Origin of the sequence: Amycolatopsis granulosa (assembly GCF_011758745.1) — a bacterium.
GTDB classification, from domain to species: Bacteria; Actinomycetota; Actinomycetes; order Mycobacteriales; family Pseudonocardiaceae; genus Amycolatopsis_E; species Amycolatopsis_E granulosa.
Genome location: NZ_JAANOV010000001.1, coordinates 4882605 through 4897703, shown reverse-complemented (window position 1 = coordinate 4897703; position 15099 = coordinate 4882605). Strand labels below are relative to the sequence as shown.

18 protein-coding genes are annotated in these 15099 nt (G+C 73.3%); 8 read left to right on the top strand and 10 right to left on the bottom strand.

The window, feature by feature from the left end:
- Positions 1–13: 13 nt before the first annotated feature.
- The gene (locus FHX45_RS24050; RefSeq protein WP_167106252.1) at positions 14–394 is read left to right on the top strand and encodes a PPOX class F420-dependent oxidoreductase; all 381 of its coding nucleotides are present in this window, start codon (positions 14–16) and stop codon (positions 392–394) included.
- Here the strand turns inward: FHX45_RS24050 and priA are convergent.
- Together priA and hisH are read right to left on the bottom strand one after the other, a co-directional pair.
- The gene (priA, locus tag FHX45_RS24045) at positions 378–1118 is read right to left on the bottom strand and encodes a bifunctional 1-(5-phosphoribosyl)-5-((5-phosphoribosylamino)methylideneamino)imidazole-4-carboxamide isomerase/phosphoribosylanthranilate isomerase PriA (RefSeq protein WP_167106250.1); all 741 of its coding nucleotides are present in this window, start codon (positions 1116–1118) and stop codon (positions 378–380) included. The two genes, FHX45_RS24050 and priA, sit on opposite strands and share 17 nt — an antisense overlap.
- 63 nt (positions 1119–1181) lie before the next feature.
- Positions 1182–1811, bottom strand: coding sequence for an imidazole glycerol phosphate synthase subunit HisH (gene hisH, locus FHX45_RS24040; protein WP_167106247.1), 630 nt, complete (start codon positions 1809–1811; stop codon positions 1182–1184).
- Between the two features lie 110 nt (positions 1812–1921).
- Between hisH and FHX45_RS24035 the strand changes: the two genes are divergently transcribed.
- Positions 1922–2266 (top strand): hypothetical protein, encoded by a 345-nt coding sequence (locus FHX45_RS24035; protein ID WP_208406079.1) that lies wholly within the window; start codon positions 1922–1924, stop codon positions 2264–2266.
- A 289-nt stretch (positions 2267–2555) separates the two neighbouring features.
- On the top strand, positions 2556–3017 hold the full coding sequence (gene soxR, locus FHX45_RS24030) for a redox-sensitive transcriptional activator SoxR (protein ID WP_167106241.1): 462 nt from the start codon (positions 2556–2558) through the stop codon (positions 3015–3017).
- Here soxR and FHX45_RS28765 read toward each other — a convergent pair.
- Positions 2989–3396: a DUF2695 domain-containing protein gene (locus FHX45_RS28765; protein WP_167106238.1), complete on the bottom strand. Its 408-nt coding sequence runs from the start codon at positions 3394–3396 to the stop codon at positions 2989–2991. The two genes, soxR and FHX45_RS28765, sit on opposite strands and share 29 nt — an antisense overlap.
- A gap of 283 nt (positions 3397–3679) precedes the next feature.
- Here FHX45_RS28765 and FHX45_RS28235 point away from each other — a divergent pair, with 283 nt between their 5' ends.
- Positions 3680–4105 (top strand): GNAT family N-acetyltransferase, encoded by a 426-nt coding sequence (locus FHX45_RS28235; protein WP_167106235.1) that lies wholly within the window; start codon positions 3680–3682, stop codon positions 4103–4105.
- A gap of 21 nt (positions 4106–4126) precedes the next feature.
- Here the strand turns inward: FHX45_RS28235 and FHX45_RS24015 are convergent, their stop codons facing one another.
- Positions 4127–4711 carry a TetR/AcrR family transcriptional regulator gene (locus FHX45_RS24015; RefSeq protein ID WP_167106232.1) on the bottom strand — a complete coding sequence of 195 codons (585 nt, stop codon included), beginning with the start codon at positions 4709–4711 and terminating at the stop codon, positions 4127–4129.
- A 192-nt stretch (positions 4712–4903) separates the two neighbouring features.
- Here FHX45_RS24015 and FHX45_RS24010 point away from each other — a divergent pair, with 192 nt between their 5' ends.
- The gene (locus FHX45_RS24010; protein WP_167106229.1) at positions 4904–7075 is read left to right on the top strand and encodes an MMPL family transporter; all 2172 of its coding nucleotides are present in this window, start codon (positions 4904–4906) and stop codon (positions 7073–7075) included.
- Here FHX45_RS24010 and FHX45_RS24005 read toward each other — a convergent pair.
- From FHX45_RS24005 to hisD, 4 genes are read right to left on the bottom strand one after another with little or no spacing between them, the layout of a single operon-like run.
- The gene (locus FHX45_RS24005) at positions 7072–7230 is read right to left on the bottom strand and encodes a hypothetical protein (RefSeq protein ID WP_167106226.1); all 159 of its coding nucleotides are present in this window, start codon (positions 7228–7230) and stop codon (positions 7072–7074) included. The two genes, FHX45_RS24010 and FHX45_RS24005, sit on opposite strands and share 4 nt — an antisense overlap.
- The gene (gene hisB / locus FHX45_RS24000) at positions 7227–7826 is read right to left on the bottom strand and encodes an imidazoleglycerol-phosphate dehydratase HisB (RefSeq protein WP_094004366.1); all 600 of its coding nucleotides are present in this window, start codon (positions 7824–7826) and stop codon (positions 7227–7229) included. Before hisB ends, FHX45_RS24005 begins: the two co-directional genes overlap by 4 nt.
- Positions 7823–8920, bottom strand: a complete 1098-nt coding sequence (locus FHX45_RS23995; RefSeq protein WP_167106222.1) for a histidinol-phosphate transaminase — start codon at positions 8918–8920, stop codon at positions 7823–7825. The genes hisB and FHX45_RS23995 overlap by 4 nt, the downstream gene beginning before the upstream one ends.
- Positions 8917–10242 (bottom strand): histidinol dehydrogenase, encoded by a 1326-nt coding sequence (gene hisD, locus FHX45_RS23990; RefSeq protein WP_167106219.1) that lies wholly within the window; start codon positions 10240–10242, stop codon positions 8917–8919. The genes FHX45_RS23995 and hisD overlap by 4 nt, the downstream gene beginning before the upstream one ends.
- A gap of 49 nt (positions 10243–10291) precedes the next feature.
- Between hisD and FHX45_RS23985 the strand changes: the two genes are divergently transcribed.
- A complete protein-coding gene (locus FHX45_RS23985) occupies positions 10292–11086 on the top strand; it encodes a nitrilase-related carbon-nitrogen hydrolase (protein ID WP_167106216.1) in 795 nt (264 codons plus the stop codon).
- Here the strand turns inward: FHX45_RS23985 and FHX45_RS23980 are convergent.
- A complete protein-coding gene (locus FHX45_RS23980; RefSeq protein ID WP_167106213.1) occupies positions 11083–11718 on the bottom strand; it encodes a LuxR C-terminal-related transcriptional regulator in 636 nt (211 codons plus the stop codon). The two genes, FHX45_RS23985 and FHX45_RS23980, sit on opposite strands and share 4 nt — an antisense overlap.
- A gap of 84 nt (positions 11719–11802) precedes the next feature.
- On the opposite strand from FHX45_RS23980, the gene FHX45_RS23975 reads away from it, so the two are divergent.
- Positions 11803–12879, top strand: coding sequence for a type VII secretion protein EccE (locus FHX45_RS23975; RefSeq protein WP_167106210.1), 1077 nt, complete (start codon positions 11803–11805; stop codon positions 12877–12879).
- A 3-nt stretch (positions 12880–12882) separates the two neighbouring features.
- Here the strand turns inward: FHX45_RS23975 and FHX45_RS23970 are convergent, their stop codons facing one another.
- Complete coding sequence (locus tag FHX45_RS23970; protein ID WP_167106207.1) at positions 12883–13923, bottom strand: ROK family protein; 1041 nt, start codon at positions 13921–13923, stop codon at positions 12883–12885.
- Positions 13924–14027: 104 nt separating this feature from the next.
- Here FHX45_RS23970 and FHX45_RS23965 point away from each other — a divergent pair, with 104 nt between their 5' ends.
- Positions 14028–15098 carry a dihydrofolate reductase family protein gene (locus tag FHX45_RS23965; RefSeq protein ID WP_167106204.1) on the top strand — a complete coding sequence of 357 codons (1071 nt, stop codon included), beginning with the start codon at positions 14028–14030 and terminating at the stop codon, positions 15096–15098.
- The last annotated feature ends 1 nt before the right edge of the window (position 15099 follow it).

Sequence of the window (15099 nt, the reverse complement as noted above, 5' to 3'; positions counted from 1 at the left end):
CTACCGTGGCGGCATGTCGGAATTCGAGCGGATCGCCGCCGAGAAGTTCCTCCTGCTGACCACGTTCCGCAAGTCCGGCGCCCCGGTGCCGACCCCGGTCTGGGCGGCCGGGGACGCCGGGGAGATCGTGATCTGGAGCGAGCGCACGGCGGGCAAGGTCAAGCGGATCCGCAACAACCCGGAGGTCACGGTGCAGGGCTGCGACCTCCGCGGGAACGAGGCACACGGCCCGGTGGTGCGGGGCCGCGCGCGGATCCTGGACGACGAGGCCACCGAACGGGTGCGGACGGTGATCGCCCGCAAGTACGGGATCGTCGGTCAGGTGACGATGTTCTTCAGCAGGCTGCGGGGCCGCCGCCGGACGGTGGGACTGGCGATCAAGCTCGCGGGCTGACCGCGGCGAGGGCTTCCGGCAGGGTGAACGCCCCGGCGTAGAGGGCCTTGCCGATGATGGCGCCCTCGACCCCGTCGGGCGCCAGGCCGGCCAGCGCTCGCAGGTCGTCCACACTGGACACCCCGCCGGAGGCGATCACCGGTGCGTCGGTGCGGGCGGCGACCTCGGCGAGCAGGTCGAGGTTGGGGCCCTGGAGAGTGCCGTCCTTGCTGACGTCGGTGACCACGTAGCGGGCGGCGCCGTCGCGGTCCAGGCGTTCCAGGACCTCCCACAGGTCACCGCCGTCACTGGTCCAGCCGCGGCCCTTGAGCCGGTGCCCCTGCTCGGTGATGCGCACGTCGAGCCCGATCGCGACGCGGTCGCCGTAGGTGGCGACCACCTTGGCGGTCCACTCCGGATCTTCGAGCACGGCGGTGCCCAGGTTGACGCGCCGGGCGCCGGTGGCGAGCGCGGCCTCCAGGGAGGCGTCGTCGCGGATCCCGCCCGAGAGCTCGACCTGGACGTCCAGCTCGCCGACCACGCGGGAGATCAGGTCCTTGTTGTCACCCTTGCCGAACGCGGCGTCGAGGTCGACCAGGTGGATCCACTCGGCGCCGTCGCGCTGCCAGGCCAGGGCCGCCTCCAGCGGGCTGCCGTAGGAGGTCTCCGTGCCGGCCTCGCCCTGGACGAGACGCACGGCCTGGCCATCGGCCACATCGACAGCGGGAAGCAGGGTGAACGTCACGCGGCCACTATAAGGAGCAACGGGGTTGCGCTGGCCGGAGGGTACGGGCCGGGGGGACCCGCCTCACAGGGTGCGCAGCCAGTTCTCCAGCAGGTGGGCGCCCGCGTCGCCGGACTTCTCGGGGTGGAACTGCGTCGCCCACAGCGGTCCGTTCTCGGCGGCCGCGACGAAGTCCGCACCGTGGTGCGACCACGTCACCTTCGGCTGCTGCCCGGGCAGGCCGGAGTCGAGCTCCCAGCGCCGGGCGGCGTAGGAGTGCACGAAGTAGAACCGCGTGCCGGCGTCCAGGCCGGCGAACAACTGCGAGTCCGCCGGCGCGCGGACGGTGTTCCAGCCCATGTGGGGGACGATGTCGGCGTGCAGGCGTTCCACGGTGCCGGGCCACTCACCGGTGCCCGCGGTCTCCACGCCGTGCTCGACGCCCCGCTCGAAGAGGATCTGCATGCCGACGCAGATGCCGAGCACGGGCCGGCCGCCGGCGAGGCGGCTGCCGATGATCTTCTCGCCGCCCACGGACAGCAGGCCGGCCATGCAGGCCGCGAAGGCGCCCACGCCCGGGACGACGAGGCCGTCGGCTTCGAGCGCCGCATGCGGGTCGGCGGTCACCTCGACCTCGGCACCGACGCGCCGCACGGCGCGCTCGGCGGAGCGCAGGTTCCCCGATCCGTAGTCCAGAATCACGACGCGAGCCACCTGACCAGTCTAGGGGTTCCGGGCCCGCGGTTGCTCCGGGTGGCGCCGCGACGTTTGAGTGCGCCAGAAGGGGGAAGGCACCAGGAGGGCGCCCGCGGTAGGGAGTGACCATGTCGTCGCAGAGCGAAGCTCAGGGGCCCGGGACGCTGGCCGGCGAGCAGGCCGCCCGGCTGGCCAAGCGGCTGGACGAGCTGGTCAGCGCCGCGCTGGGCGCGCAGGAGGTGCGGGACCTGCTCGACGGCCTGGACAGGCTGGCCGCCTCCGTCACCGGCGTGCTCGACGAGCTGCGGGAATGCCCGGTGCTGCGCGAGCGGGAGCACGACCTGGAGCTGCTGACGTTCCAGACGATCCACAGCAAACTCGAACAGGCCGCCGCGGCCTCCGAGGACCTCCAGGTCACCGTCGACGCGCTGTGCCGCCTGCTGCCGGAGCACGCGCCACGCCGGAAGAAGTGAGGCTCCCCACGCCGGCGCCCCGGGCGCGCCGGCCGGGAGCCGCTCGCCGGGTTCCCGCACCGCACGGCCCACGTCCACCCCGTCGCCGCCGGCAGTCCCGCCGCCGGCCGGCCACTGCCCGAGCGTCCGGCGGGCGTCCGGTACCCCCGGTCCGGCGCATCCCCCGCGCATCTACAGTGGACCCGCCGCACCCGGGCATCTCCCGGGACGCCGGTCGGATCCCGGTCGTGTCGCCCAGGCCACCACGGACAACCTCGACTTAGGTCGAAGTCGGGGATAGGCTGACCGGGTGACCAAGCTTGCCGACCACCTGACCATCGGCCAGGTCGCCGAGCGCAGCGGCGTGCCGCACACCGCCCTGCGATTCTACGAGGACCGGGGCCTGATCTCCTCCGAGCGCTCGGCGGGGAACCAGCGCCGCTATCCGCGGTCGGTGCTGCGCCGCATCGCGTTCATCCGCGCCGCGCAGCGGGTGGGCCTCAGCCTCGAGGAGATCCACGACGCGCTGTTGACCCTGCCCCGCGACCACGCGCCGACGAAGGCCGACTGGGCCCGGCTGTCCCGCGGGTGGCAGGACGAACTCGACGCCCGCATCGACGCCCTCCAGCGGCTGCGTGACCGGCTGACGGGGTGCGTCGGCTGCGGGTGCCTGTCGCTGCGCGTGTGCGGCCTCTACAACACCGACGACCGGATGGCGCAGTACGGCCCCGGGGCACGCGGGCTCAAGCCCGCCGCCGAGGGCGGGGCGTAGCCGGCCCGGAGCCCGTGGCGGATGCCCGTTTCCCGTCCGGCGCGTGGCGCGGCGGCGGCCGCTGCCACGCCGGGCAGGGCCGTGCCGAGCCACGGCGAACTCCGGAGCAAGGCGGCGGCAGCGTCGCGCCGGCGTCGCCGTGGCGCACCGGGCCGGCCCCGAACGCGGACGGCACCCCGCAATCGCACGTGGTGCGGTGCCGCCGGAAGATCCGGTCGAGCGAGGTGACCGCCGGGGCGCGGCCGGTCCGCCACCGCCGTGTCCAGCGCAACGTCCCGTCACAGCCGAAATCGGCGCGCATCCGCGTCACGTAGCAGAGCAGGCATTCGCGCTCCTGTGGCTCGGTCCACAGGTCGAGCAGGGCGGCGTCGGCGGGCATGGACCTCGTCCTCCTTCGGGTGCGTGGGTCCTGCCTACCAGCCAGGGCCGACGAAAAACCCGCCGACAAAAACTCGGCACCGGCGCGCAGCTCTGGCCCGGCGCGGTCTGTCACTCACCCGGACGGAACCCGGCGCAGCGGTGGTGGGCCACGACAACCGCCCGTTCGCGTTCGACCGGACGGGGATGCTGTACCCCTTCCAGGTGAGCGCGCACGGTGTCCGGCTCACTCGGGCGGTGCCTCCGGAGTACCTGCGCCGTCCCCGACTGACGACAATGAGCGGGTGCGGATCCGGCCAGCCGATGTCACCGATGCCGACGCCGTCTTCACCCTGCTCGGTCAGGCCGCGGAGGGCGGTGCCGACCGGCCGGTCTTCGAGCGCAACTACGAACAGCTGATCGCGGCGGCGACGTACGACGACACGGACTTCCTGGTGGCCGACCGGGACGGCGAGGTGGTCGGCTACGTCCTGGCCGCTCGCGCGCTGTCGCTGCATTCCGGTGGGCCGGTCAGCCAGCTGCTGGAACTCGTGGTGGACACCGCGCACCGCGGACAGGGGATCGGCGGGCTCCTGGTGGACGCGGTGATCCAGCGGGCACGCACGGCCGGCGCCGTGGAGGTGAGCGTCGCGGTGCGGGCCGCCCGCGGCTACTACGAGCGGCGCGGCTTCATCACGAGCGCCGCCTGCCTGACACTGCCGCTGACCTGAGGTGGACGCGAGGCCCCGCGCTCAGGACGGCACCGCGGGACGGCGCCGGGGACGGCCCAGCAGTTTGCGTCCCACGTCGAGCAGCGACTCGCGCAGGACGTCATCGCTGAAGCGGGCCAGTTCCGGCGCGCCGCCGGCCAGGGCGATACCGCCCAGCGCGGCGTGCACGGCCACCACGCGCGCCGCGTCGGGCTCGGGACCGTTCAGGATCGTCATCATGCCGGTCATGAAGCTCTCCTTGCCGAAGAAGTGCTTCTCCAGCGCCCGCGCCACCCCCGGATCACCCGAGAACAACGCCACCAGCGCCCGGTGCCGCACCACCACGTCGACGAACCCGGCCAGCAGGTGGTCGATCCGCGCGCCCGGCCTGCGCTCGCGCGCCGCGGCCTGCACGATCGACTCCAGCTCGCGCAGCCCCGGCTCGACCACGGCCTCGGTGATCTCGTCCTTCGTCTTGAAGTGGTAGTACACCGCCGCCTTCGTGACGCCGAGCTCGTCGGCGATCATCTGCAACGACGTGCCCTCCACGCCGTGCTCGGTGAACAGCTTCAACGCCGTGGCGAGCAAACGCGTGCGGGTGTCCTCGTGTCCGGCCACGGCTGCCATCGAACTGGTGAACCTCCTCCTCGGCGACCGAAGGGTACGCGACCGGCGACAGGTCCGGCAAACACGGCAAACACGTAGGGCACTAGCCGTGCGGCTAGTCACACACTAGCCGATCGGCTTGTAGCGGACTTGCCGATCGGCTAGCTTCGAACCACCGGATCGGATGTCACTCGACTGAATTGGAGCTGGCCCGTGGCCACCCTGCTCTACCGTCTCGCCCGGTTCTCCTTCCGCCGGCGCTGGCTCGTCGCGAGCGTCTGGGCGGCGGTCCTGCTCGTCCTCGGCGGCGGCGCGCTCACCCTGTCCGGGCAGATGTCGAACTCGGTGACCATCCCGGGCACCGAGGCCCAGCAGGCCATCGACCACCTCAAGGACAAGTTCCCGCAGGCCGCGGCCGGTACCGCGACGGCACGCGTGGCGATCGAGGCCCCGGCGGGCCGCACGCTGGCCCAACCGGACGTGCGCGCGGCGGTCGAGGACCTCGTCGGCCGGCTCAAGGCCGCGCCCGGCGTCGCCGCGGTCGCCGACCCCTACCAGGCCGGAACCGTCACCGAACGGGTGGCGATGGCCCAGATGAGCTACCGCGTCCCACCCACGGACGTCACCGACAGCGACCGGGAAGCCCTCACCTCGGCGGCCGGGCCGGCCGAGCACGCCGGGTTCACCGTCGAGTTCGGCGGCGACGCGATCCAGGGCGTGCCCGCGACCCAGGCCACCGAAGGCGTCGGTGTCATCGTCGCGGCCATCGTGCTGGCGATCACGTTCGGCTCGATCGTCGCCGCCGGGCTGCCGCTGCTGACCGCGTTGATCGGCGTCGGGGTGGGCATGGCGGGCGTGCTGACCGTGTCCGGCTTCGCCGAGCTGAACTCCAACACCCCGATCCTGGCGCTGATGCTCGGCCTCGCCGTCGGGATCGACTACGCGTTGTTCATCGTCTCCCGCTACCGGCACGAACTGGCCGGGGGGCACGAGCCGGAACTGGCCGCCGGGCGGGCGGTGGGCACCGCGGGCTCGGCGGTGGTGTTCGCCGGCCTGACGGTGATCATCGCGCTGGTCGGCCTGACCGTCGTGGGCATCCCGATCCTCGGGCAGATGGGCATCGCCGCCGCCGCGACCGTGGCCGTCGCGGTCCTCATCGCGCTCACCCTGCTGCCCGCGCTGCTCGGTTTCGCCGGGCGCAAGGTGCTCGGCAAGCGGTCCCGCCCGAGGCGGGGCGGCAAGCCCGCCCTGGGCGAGCGCTGGGCCCGGCACGTCGGACGGCACCCGGTCCCGGTGCTGGTCACGGCCGTGCTCGGCCTGCTCGTCGTCGCGATCCCGGCGCTGAGCATGCAACTCGGGCTGCCCAACGACAGCACCGCCGCGCCCGACTCGACCCAGCGCAAGGCCTACGACCTGATCAGCAAGGGGTTCGGGGAGGGCACCAACGGCCCGCTGATCGTCGTGATCGACTCCGCCGGCGCCCGCGACCCGCGCCTGGCCGCGGCCGGAGCCACCGACTCGATCTCCCGGCTGCCGGACGTCGCGCGGGTGACCCAGCCGCAGTTCAACGCCGGCGGCGACACGGCGCTGGTCACGGTGATCCCGAAGAGCGGGCCGGGCAGCACGGAGACCGAACAGCTCGTCGCGAACATCCGAGAGCAGTCCCATCGCCTCTCCGGCGTCACGGGGGCGAAGCTGTCGGTGACCGGACAGACGGCGCTGCAGATCGATGTGTCGGAGAAGCTGGCCGGCGCGATGCTGCCCTACCTCGGCCTGATCGTCGGGCTCGCGTTCCTGCTGCTGATGCTGGTCTTCCGGTCGCTCGTGGTGCCGCTGAAGGCGACCCTGGGCTTCCTCGGCTCGGTGGCGGCGACGTTCGGCGCGGTGGTCGCGGTGTTCCAGTGGGGCTGGCTCACCGGCCTGCTCGGCGTGAAGTCGACCGGGCCGATCATGAGCATGCTGCCGATCCTGCTGATCGGCGTGCTGTTCGGCCTCGCGATGGACTACCAGGTGTTCCTGGTGACCCGGATGCGCGAGGACTTCGTGCACGGCGCCGACGCGCGCGAGGCGGTGGTGAGCGGGTTCCGGCACGGTGCCCGCGTGGTGGTCGCGGCCGCGCTCATCATGATCAGCGTGTTCGCCGGGTTCGTCGCGGCGGAGCTGTCACTGATCCAGTCGATCGGCTTCGCGCTCGCGTTCGGCGTGCTGGTGGACGCGTTCGTGGTGCGCATGACGATCGTGCCCGCGGTGATGTCCCTGCTCGGCAGGCACGCGTGGTGGCTGCCCGGGTGGCTGCGGCGCGTGCTGCCGAACGTCGACGTGGAAGGTGAGAGCCTCGCCAGGCACCTCGACGAGCACCGTGCGCCGGCACGGGCGCGGGGCTAGGACACCAGCCAGGCGATCGCGCCGCCGACGGCCAGGAGTGCCGCGACCAGCAACGCGGCCGCGAGCACCTTGGCCGTCTTCCACGTGCTGTACACGCCGCCGACCAGGAAACCGCCCAGCGCCAGCAGGAGGACGGCGACGACCTCCTTGCTCACAGCACACCCTTCGTCGAGGGGATGCCGCCCGCACGCGGGTCGGGTTCGGTCGCCGCCCGCAGCGCACGGGCGACCGCCTTGTACTGGGCCTCCGCGATGTGGTGCGGGTCCCGGCCGTGGATGACCCGCACGTGCAGCGCGATCTGCGCGTGGAACGACAGCGAGTCGAACACGTGCCGGGTCAGCACGAACGGGTAGTTCCCGCCGATGGTGAAGGTGTTGAACTGCTCGGGCTCGCCCACGTGCACGCAGTACGGGCGCCCGGACACGTCGATCGCGGCGTGGGCCAGCGTCTCGTCCATCGGGATCCACGCGTCGCCGAAGCGGCGGATGCCCGACTTGTCGCCCAGCGCCTGGCGGATCGCCTGGCCGAGCACGATCGCGGTGTCCTCGACCGTGTGGTGCGCGTCGATCTCGATGTCACCCGTCGCGTCGATCTTCAGGTCGAGCGACCCGTGCACGCCGAACGAGTTGAGCATGTGGTCGTAGAACGGCACCCCGGTGGACACCTCCACCTGCCCGGTGCCGTCCAGGTCGACCACCACGGTGATCGAGGACTCCTTGGTGGTCCGGGAAACCTTGCCGACGCGGCTCACCGCGGAACCTCCTTGCTCGCCGCCAGGAAGGCGTCGTTCTCCTCCGGGGTGCCGATGGTCACCCGCAGGTGACCCGCGATGCCGACGTCGCGGATCAGCACCCCGTTGTCCACGTAGCTCTGCCAGCTCGCCCGCGCGTCGGCGAAGCGGCCGAACAGGATGAAGTTGGCGTCGCTGGGCACCGGGGAAAAGCCCAGGCCCAGCAGGCTCTCGGCGACCCGCTCACGCTCGGCGGCGAGCTTGGCGACCGTGGCCAGCGTCGCGTCCGCGTGCCGGAGCGCCGCGCGCGCGGCCGCCTGCGTCAGCAGCGACAGGTGGTAGGGCAGCCGCACCAGCTGCAGCGCGTCGATCACCGCGGGGGCGGCGGCCAGGTAGCCCAGCCGGCCACCGGCGAAGGCGAACGCCTTGCTCATCGTGCGCGACACGATCAGCTGCGCCGGGTAGGACCCGATCAGCTCGACGGCGCTGCGCTGCGACGAGAACTCCGCGTACGCCTCGTCCACCACGACGATGCCCGGTGCGGCCCGCAGCACCAGCTCCAGCTCGGCGAACGGGATCGAGCCGCCGGTCGGGTTGTTCGGGCTGGTCACGAACACGATGTCGGGCTTGCGCTCGCCGACGATCCGCGCCGCGGTCTCGGTGTCGAGCGTGAAGTCGTCCCGGCGCGGTGCCGGGACCCAGTCGGTGCGGGTGCCCGCCGCGATGATCGGGTGCATCGAGTAGGACGGCTCGAAACCCAGCGCGCTGCGGCCGGGACCGCCGAACGCCTGCAGGATCTGCTGCAGCACCTCGTTGGACCCGTTGGCGGCCCACAGGTTCCGCTCGGTCAGCGGCACGCCGGTGGCACCGGACAGGTACGCGGCGAGGTCCTGGCGCAGGGCGATCGCGTCACGGTCCGGGTACCGGTGCAGGTTCACGGCCACCTCGCGGACCGCCTCGGTGACGTCGTCGACCAGTGCCTGCGGCGGCGGGTACGGGTTTTCGTTGGTGTTGAGCCGGACCGGGACGTCCAGCTGCGGCGCGCCGTAGGGGCTGCGGCCCCGCAGGTCCTCGCGCAGCGGCAGGTCCTCCAGGCGGACCTCGTCGGAAGTCACTGAACTCCTCCCGGGAAGCGCGCGGTGACCGCTTCCCCGTGTGCGGGCAGGTCCTCGGCGTTCGCGAGCGCGACGACCTTGCCGGCCACCTCGCGCAACGCCTGTTCGCTGTAGTCGACGACGTGCATGCCGCGCAGGAAGCTCTGCACGGACAGCCCCGACGAATGCCGGGCGTAGCCGCCGGTGGGCAGCACGTGGTTGGACCCCGCGCAGTAGTCGCCGAGCGACACCGGCGCGTACGGGCCGACGAACACCGCGCCCGCGTTGCGCACGCGGGCCGCGACGGCACGCGCGTCGGCCGTCTGGATCTCCAGGTGCTCGGCCGCGTAGGCGTCCACCACCCGCAGGCCGTCTTCCACAGTGGACACCAGGACGACGCCGGACTGCTTGCCGCGCAGCGCCTCCCCGATGCGCTCGGTGTGCTTGGTGGCCGCGACCCGGCCGGCGAGCTCCCGGTCCACGGCATCCGCCAGCTCCGCCGAGGTGGTGACCAGCACGCTCGCGGCGAGCGGGTCGTGCTCGGCCTGGCTGACCAGGTCGGCCGCCACGTGCACCGGGTCGGCGGTGTCGTCGGCCAGGATGGCGATCTCCGTCGGGCCGGCCTCGGAATCGATGCCGATCAGGCCGCGCAGCAGACGCTTGGCGGCGGTCAGGTAGATGTTGCCGGGACCGGTGACCAGGTCGACCGGGACCAGCTCGGCGCCGTCGGTGTCGGTGCCGCCGTAGGCCAGCAGCGCGACGGCCTGCGCACCGCCGACCGCCCACACCTCCTCGACGCCCAGCAGTGCCGCCGCGGCCAGGATCGCCGGGTGCGGGCGGCCGCCGAACTCCGCCTGCGGCGGCGAGCACAGCACCAGCGAGCCGACGCCCGCGACCTGCGCCGGCACCACGTTCATCACCACGCTCGACGGGTACACGGCCAGCCCGCCGGGGGCGTAGAGGCCGACCCGCTCGACGGGCACCCAGCGCTCGGTGACCGTGCCACCGTCGACGACCGTCGTGGTCACGTCGGTGCGGCGCTGGTCGGCGTGCACCTTGCGGGCGCGCTCGATCGCCTCCTCCAGCGCGGCCCGCACCGCCGGGTCCAGCGTGGTCAGCGCGGCCTCGATCTCCGGCCGCGGCACGCGGACACTCTCCGGGCGCACCCGGTCGAACCGCTCGGTGTACTCCAGCACCGCCTCGACCCCGCGGGCGCGGACCGCCTCGACCACCGGGCGGACCTGATGCAGCGCCGCGTCCACGTCGATCTCGGCACGCGGGAGCGTGGCTCGGAGTTCCGTGGCGGACGGCACGCGTCCACGCAGGTCGATGCGGTTCAACATGGGTCTAGGGTACGAGTTGGAACGTGGACGACGACCAGGGAGGTAGCCCGTGCTCCGGATCGGCTTGTGCCAGCTCACATCGAGTGCCGAGCCCGCGGAGAACGTCACCGCGATCCGGGAGGGCGTGGCGCGTGCGGCGGGCGACGGGGCGCGGGTCGTGGTGTTCCCGGAAGCCACGATGGCGCGGTTCGGCGTGCCGCTCGGTCCGGTCGCGGAGCCGCTGGACGGGCCGTGGGCGAAGTCGGTGGCGTCGATCGCCGACGAGCACGGGGTGCTCGTGGTGGCCGGCATGTTCACGCCGAACGACGACGGGCGGGTGCGGAACACGCTGCTCATCACGGGCCTCGGGCACCACCTGGGCTACCACAAGATCCACCTCTACGACGCGTTCGGGTTCCGCGAGTCCGACACGGTCGCGCCCGGCGGCGAGCCGGTCACGGTCGAGGTCGACGACGTGACCCTGGGCTTCGCCACCTGCTACGACGTGCGGTTCCCGGAGCTGTTCCGCGCGCTGGCCGACCGGGGCGCCTCCGCGGTCGTGCTGCCCACGTCGTGGGGGGCCGGCGAGGGCAAGCTGGACCAGTGGGAGGTGCTGGTGCGGGCGCGCGCGCTGGACTCCGGCTGCTGGGTGCTCGGCTGCGGACAGGCCGACCCGGCCGCCGCCGGCGTCGAGGTGAACCCGAAGGCGCCGACCGGCATCGGCCACTCGACGGTTGCCGACGGCTTCGGCCGCGTGCACGCCCGGCTCGGCGCGGGCCCCGGCTCGGTCGTCGTGGACATCGACCCGGAGGTCACCGTCCGGGCCCGCAACGCCACCGGAGCGCTCGCCAACCGGCGGCTCTAGACCATCCCCTCCTCGATCGCGAGCCGGGCCAGTTCGGGGCGCCTGCGGCGGCCCGTCTTGTCGCGGATGCGGTCGAGGTAGGAGCGGACGGTGCGGACGCTGATCTCCATCGCCGCGGCGATGTCGGCGTCCCGCTCCCCCGCCGCGAGCAGCGACAGCACCTGCCGTTCCCGGTCGGACAGCAGGCCGCGGGACCCGGCCCGCGGGCGGGTGGAGTCCAGCAGGTAGGACGCCAGCGTCGGGGAGACGTAGGAGTTCCCGGCGGCGATCTCGCGGAAGGCGCGCAGGATGTCGTCGCCGTCGGCGTCTTTGGACAGGTAGCCGCGGGCACCGGCGGAGACCGCGCCCAGCACCTCGTCCTGCCCCGCGTGCGCGGACACCACCAGCACCTGATGGCCCATCCGCACGACCTCGTGCACCGCCTGCGTGCCGGTGACCCCGCGCAGTTTCAGGTCCAGCACGACGACACAGCCGGCCGGTTCCCCGGCGGCGGCGAACGCGGCGACCGACTCCGCGACCGGGCCCAGTTCGACGTCGCGGGCCCCGGACAGCACGTTCGCGACCGCGTACCGGTACAGCGGGTGGTCCTCGATGACGCCGGCCCGGATGGGCCCGCCCTCGCTCGCGGTCATCGGACCTCACTCCCTGTGGGCATTTTTCCCGGCAGCGGACACGGCATTTCCGTTTATTCTGTACCAGGAGCAAGGAGAAGCGAGTTGACCGCTGCCGACGCGGGGGTCTCCGCCGGTGGCGGAACGGCACCCCACACCACCCGACCCCGCCGGTTCACCCTGGCACCGTCCGTGCTGCCCATCTCCTTCGCCCAGGTCGCGGTCTGGGAATCCGCCCTGATCGCCGTGCTGCTCGCCGTCCAGGGCGTGCTGCCGGCCGCCCCGGTGGTGATCGTGCTCGCGGTCCTGGTCATCGGGGCCACGTCCGTCCGGTTCGCGCGGCGTCACCTCGCCGGGTGGGCGGGCACGTGGGTGTCCTACCGGCTGCTCCAGCACGACGAACGCCGCCAGGCCGCGGATCCGCTGCGGGTGCTCGCCCACGACTTCCGCCTGCGGCAGCACGCCGACCGCGCCGGGAACCGGTTCGGCGTCGCCGGTATCGGGGACGGCTGGACCGCGGTGATCCGGCTGCGCGAGGGCATCGAGCCGGACGTGGCGAAGGTGCTGGATCTCCTGCGGGCCGCCTGCGACAACCCGGAGATCCCGTTGTCCAGCGCGCAACTGGTGGTGCGCACCGGCTTGCGCGAACGAACGTTCCTGGTCGCGGTGCGGTACCGGCCGGACGAGGCGCCCCTGGCGGCACTGGCCCGCGGCGGCGGGGAGGCCGGCGAGCTGCGGGCGACGACGCGTGCGGCGCTGACGCTGATGGGCGCGCTCGCCCGCGCCGGGTACGGCAGCACGCTGCTCGAAGCCGGCGAGCTGGCCGCCGAGCTGCGCGCCACGCTGGGCACGGACCTCCCGCCGCGCGGCACGGTGACCGACCGGTGGCGTTCGTGGTCGGCCGGGCGGGCGACCCAGGCCGGGTTCGCACCGCTGACCCGGGCCGACCTGCCCGTACTGCTGACCTCGGCGGCCCGCGGGGCGGCACTGACGGTGGCGGCGTGCACCCTGCGGCGCACTCGTGCCGGGCGGCTCACCGAGGACGTCACGCTGCGGCTGGCCCGCTACGGTCACGCACGGCGCCCACCGCGGCCGCGGGACCTGGACCTGCCGGTCGTCCCGCTCTACGGCCGCCACGCCGCCGCGGTCCGCCGCACGCTCCCGCTCGCACTGCCCCGCTGACCGCTACGCCATCAGCGGTCCCGGGTCGGCGTAGACACCGGCGAGAACACCGGTACACGCGGCGACGGCCTGGACGTCGGGACCGAACCGGGTGACCGTCACCAGGTCGGTCCCGGGCAGCGCGGTCGTGGCGGCGAAGGCGTGCAGCAGGGTGGCGAGGTGCTCGGGGGCGTCGGTGATGTTCTGGCCGCCCAGGACGACCTGGTCCGGGTTCACGATGTCGCGCAGCAACGCGACCGCACGCCCCATCGTCGCGGCACGGTCGGCCAGTGCACCCCGGTCGGTCTGGTCGTTGATCGTCGCCTCGAGGCACCCCGTCCGGCCGCACCCGCAGCGCACGTCGCCGCCGACGGGCAGGTGCGCCACCGACCCGGCCTGGCCGGGGCCGCGGTGCAGGACCCCGTCGACCACGATCGCCGCACCGACGACCTGCCGGGCGTAGAAGTAGAGCAGGCTCGGGTACTGCTTGCCCTCGCCGAACAGCAGCTCGGCGTGCGCCATCGCGGGCACGTGGCCGTCCACGTGCACCGGCAGCCCGGTGCCGCGCGACAGCACGGCCCGCGCCGGAGCGCGGTGCCAGCCCAGCCGGTCGTGGCTGATCAGTCCGCGGCCGGTGTCGACCTGCCCGCCGGTGGCGAGCCCGAGGCCGACCACCCGCCGCTCCCGGCGGCGGCGCAGGAACGCGCGGACCTTCGCGGCGAGGAACGCCAGCCCGTCCTCCGCGCTGCCCCGCGGGGTCGGGATCTTCTCGCTGGCGACCAGCCGCCCCCGCAGGTCGACGAGGCCGAACGTGGTGGTGCGGACCCCGATGTGCACGCCGCAGGCCGCGAGCACCGTGTCATCGATGTCCACCGGCACCCGTGGCCTGCCGACCGCGCCCGGCCGCGCCAGGTCCGGCACGTCCCGCACCAGCCGCGCCTCGGCGAGCGCGGCGACCTGGCGGCTGACCGTCGGCATGCTCAGCGACGTCAGCTCGGCGATCGCGGCGCGCGACAGCGGGCCCTCGCGCCGGATAGCGCCGAGCACCGCGGCGGCGTTCGACACTGCGCACCCCCAGCGGACGATGATTTCCTTCCATCCTGCACGAAACTGCCCGGAGCGTCCGGTGTCAACGCGGCCCGGGATCCGGGATGGCAGACTCACCGGACGTGAGCACGCGCCCGTACGTCATCGCCTCCGCGGCGGTGTCCCTGGACGGCTACCTCGACGACACCAGCGACCACCGGCTCCTGTTGTCCAACGAGGAGGACTTCGCGCGGGTCGACGAGGTGCGGGCCGGGGTGGACGCGATCCTGGTCGGGGCGGGCACGATCCGCACCGACAATCCCCGCTTGCTGGTGCGGTCCGGGCGCGCGAACCCGGCGAAGGTCACGATCACCGGCAGCGGCGACCTCGACCCGGCGGCGAACTTCTTCACCACCGGCGACGTCGACAAACTCGTCTACACCTCGTCACCGGCGCAGGTGCGGGGCCGCCTCGGTGCGGTGGCGACGGTGGTCGACGGCGGCAGCCCGCTGGACCTGCGGCGCGTGCTCGCCGATCTGGCCGCGCGCGGCGTCGGGCGGCTGATGGTCGAGGGCGGCGGCGCGGTCCACACCCAGTTCCTCACCGCGGGCGTGGTCGACGAGCTGCACCTGGCGATCGCGCCGGTGTTCGTGGGCGAGGCGGCCGCGCCGCGGTTCGTGGGCCCGGGCCGGTTCCCGCCGGGGCGGTTGCAGCTGACCGAGACCCGGCGGATCGGTGACGTGGTGTTCATGCGGTACCACCTGGGTCGGGCGGCGCTCGACCACCGGCGGCTGCGGGAGGCGATCGCGCTGGCCGCGAACTGCCCGCCGTCGGCGACGTTCCGCGTCGGTGCGATCGTCACCGACGCGGCCGACCGGGTGCTGGCCACCGGGTACTCGGGCGAGACCGATCCGCACGACCACGCGGAGGAGGTCGCGCTCGCCAAACTGGGCGACGACCCGCGGCTGGCGAGCGCGACGATCTACTCCTCGCTGGAACCGTGCAGTGCGCGCGCCTCCCGGCCGGTGTCGTGCACGCAGCGGATCCTGGACTCCGGCATCCCGCGGGTGGTGTTCGCCTGGCGCGAGCCGGACCTGTTCGTGGACTGCGTGGGCGCGGAAACGCTGCGCGCGGCCGGCCGCGAGGTGCGCGAACTGCCGGACCTGGCCGGACTCGTCAAGGAGACGAACGCGCACCTGCCGTTCGGCACCTGAC